Origin of the sequence: Candidatus Magnetaquicoccus inordinatus (genome assembly GCF_004217665.1) — a bacterium.
GTDB lineage: Bacteria > Pseudomonadota > Magnetococcia > Magnetococcales > Magnetaquicoccaceae > Magnetaquicoccus > Magnetaquicoccus inordinatus.
In genome coordinates, this window is record NZ_RXIU01000340.1 from 1 (window position 1) to 2447 (window position 2447).

Annotated in this window: 2 protein-coding genes; both read left to right on the plus strand. The window is 50.3% G+C overall.

Annotated features, from left to right (window positions below; all coding sequences use genetic code 11):
• Positions 1-919 precede the first annotated feature (919 nt).
• The gene (locus EJP87_RS15385) at positions 920-1975 is read left to right on the plus strand and encodes an inorganic phosphate transporter (RefSeq protein WP_130472742.1); all 1056 of its coding nucleotides are present in this window, start codon (positions 920-922) and stop codon (positions 1973-1975) included.
• 74 nt (positions 1976-2049) lie between these two features.
• Positions 2050-2447, plus strand: a 398-nt coding sequence (locus EJP87_RS15390; protein ID WP_130472743.1) for a DUF47 domain-containing protein, incomplete at its 3' end; no start/stop codon positions are given.

The window sequence follows — 2447 nt, forward strand, 5'->3', positions numbered from 1 at the left end:
CCGACGCGCTCTTTGCGTCGGCGCGGCGCGCCTCATGGAAGCAAGCTGTGCGGATTGGCGCGCCTTTTTGCGCCAATTCGCACAGCATCCCCATAGGGGTAGAGCTGGCGAGCCAACACCAACCTGAATAGTTACATAATCTTTTGCCTTTGGCGCGCCTTTCACAACAAGCCGACGCGCTCTTTGCGTCGGCGCGGCGCGCCTCATGGAAGCAAGCTGTGCGGATTGGCGCGCCTTTTTGCGCCAATCCGCACAGCATCCCCATAGGGGTAGAGCTGGCGAGCCAGCACCGACCTGAATATTTACACAATACAAACGCCAGACAGCAGACTTATTGGCAGTGATGCCCATGGTTTATAGAGCCTGTTTTCTGCACTATCTCTGCAGCATCCCCCCCCTGTGCCGCTTCTCTCTTCATACAAACGAGAAAATTTGTAACCCGAATAGGTAATACATTTCTCAATCAGACATGTTTGTAAATTATATTACATGTTAATTACAAATATGTCATAATGACTTTGCTGTAATTTTACAATAAAAAACTTTCACTTTGTCAAAATCTGTTTTACCATCAAACACGTTTATAACAACGATATAAACAAAATATAAACAACCAAGAAAAATCAATAGGCAATTGGCTTTATCATTCCATGCAGCCGGCTGATTCCCTCCTTGCGGAACCAGTTGAGGGTGATTGCTTGCTGAATAGCTAACTGAATAATCTTTCACCAATGAAAGAGTGCAATAATAGAAATAGAACCTTAACCAGAACCGCATGATCAAGGAAACGAAACAATGCCCATTTCACCAACGCAATTTGCGGTACAGGAACGATACCGATGTAGGTGGTATCGCTCGAATGTTGCCGTAACGGTATTTCTACAGACCCATTTACGAGAGGAGGCTCAGGCAATCCACCATGGATAGCAATGCGATTTATATGCTGATGTGGAGCGCGATTATTATCGTGCTGATCTTCGACTTTACCAACGGTTTTCATGACGCCTCCAACATTACCGGTACCATTATCGCTTCGCGGGCCATGACCCCGATCCAAGCCTCGATCTTGACCGGTGTGTTCCATTTTATTGGTCCGATGTTGGGCGGCGTTGCCGTGGCCAATACCATCGGCGGCTTTGTGAAAATCGATGATCTGCCCAAACTGATGTCGCTTTCTATAGTTCTCTGCGGCATCTGCGGCTCCATCTTTTGGAATCTGTTGACCTGGTGGTTTGGTCTGCCCTCCTCCTCCTCCCACGCTTTGGTGGGTGGTGTGGCCGGAGCCGTGCTCTTTGCCGCCGGTGCCGACCATGTCAACTGGGGTATTCAAGCCCTTGTGGAGAAAGGCAAAATGACTGGTGTGACCAAGGTGTTGCTCTCCTTGTTTATCTCACCGGTGCTCGGATTTATGTTTGGCTATACCCTGCAAAAAATTGTCCGCCTGCTCACCAATGCGGCCAAACCCTCCATCGATCGTTTTTTCAAGGGCAGCCAATATATCAGCGCCGCCGCCCTCTCCTTCTCGCACGGTACCAATGATGCCCAAAAAAGCATGGGAATCATTGCCCTGGCCCTCTTTTTGGGTGGCGCGATCGATAAATTTTTTGTCCCCTACTGGGTGATTGTCGTCTGTGCTGGCATCATCACCGCCGGCAATATGATGGGCGGTTGGCGTATTGCCCGCACCGTCGGTTTTGGTATCTACCGTGTGCGCCCGATTCACTCCTTCAACTCGCAATTGACCTCTTCAGCGGTGATCTTTGGTGCCGCCATGATGGGAGCGCCCGTCTCGACCACACATGTGGCCAGCTCTTCGATCATGGGTGCCGGCTCGGCAGATCGGCCAAAAGCGGTCAAATGGCGTAAGGGAAAAGAGATCTTTGCAACCTGGTTGCTCACCATCCCAGGCTCTGGACTGGTTGGTGGCCTGACCTATCTGATCGCCCACCTGTTCTTTAATGTTGGCGCAAGATAAGGCAAGGCGCTTTTTACGCTCTCATGAATACACATATACATACACTTTAATCTCGGCTTTAATAGGAGAATACCATGGGTGGATCCAATCCCGTCGTCGGTGGTTTGTTGGATAATATCTTTCCTCGCGTACCACCGTTTTTCAGCTATCTGCACCAACAGTCTGAACTGCTCGTCAAATCCTTGAGCGCGCTGGTCCTCTACCTCGAAAAGGGTGAGCACAGCCGTGCTGAAGAGATCATCACTATCGAACAGCAATCCGAGGATATGAAAGAGCGTCTGTTGATCATTCTCAATAACGCCTTCTCTACCCCCATGGATCGGGAAGATGTCTTCCGCTGCATCTCCTCCATCCATGAGCCGATCTGGTCCATTCGCATCGCCGTGGAAGAGATGGACTCTCTGGGAGTCGGCCAGGATATGTATGCCCTGGAAATGGCGACCAGCTTGCGCGAAGCGGTTGTCTCCCTGCA

Excerpts from the sequence above, each read along its gene's own strand:
- EJP87_RS15385 (WP_130472742.1), top strand. The coding sequence starts at position 920 with ATGGATAGCAATGCGATTTATATGCTGATGTGGAGCGCGATTATTATC.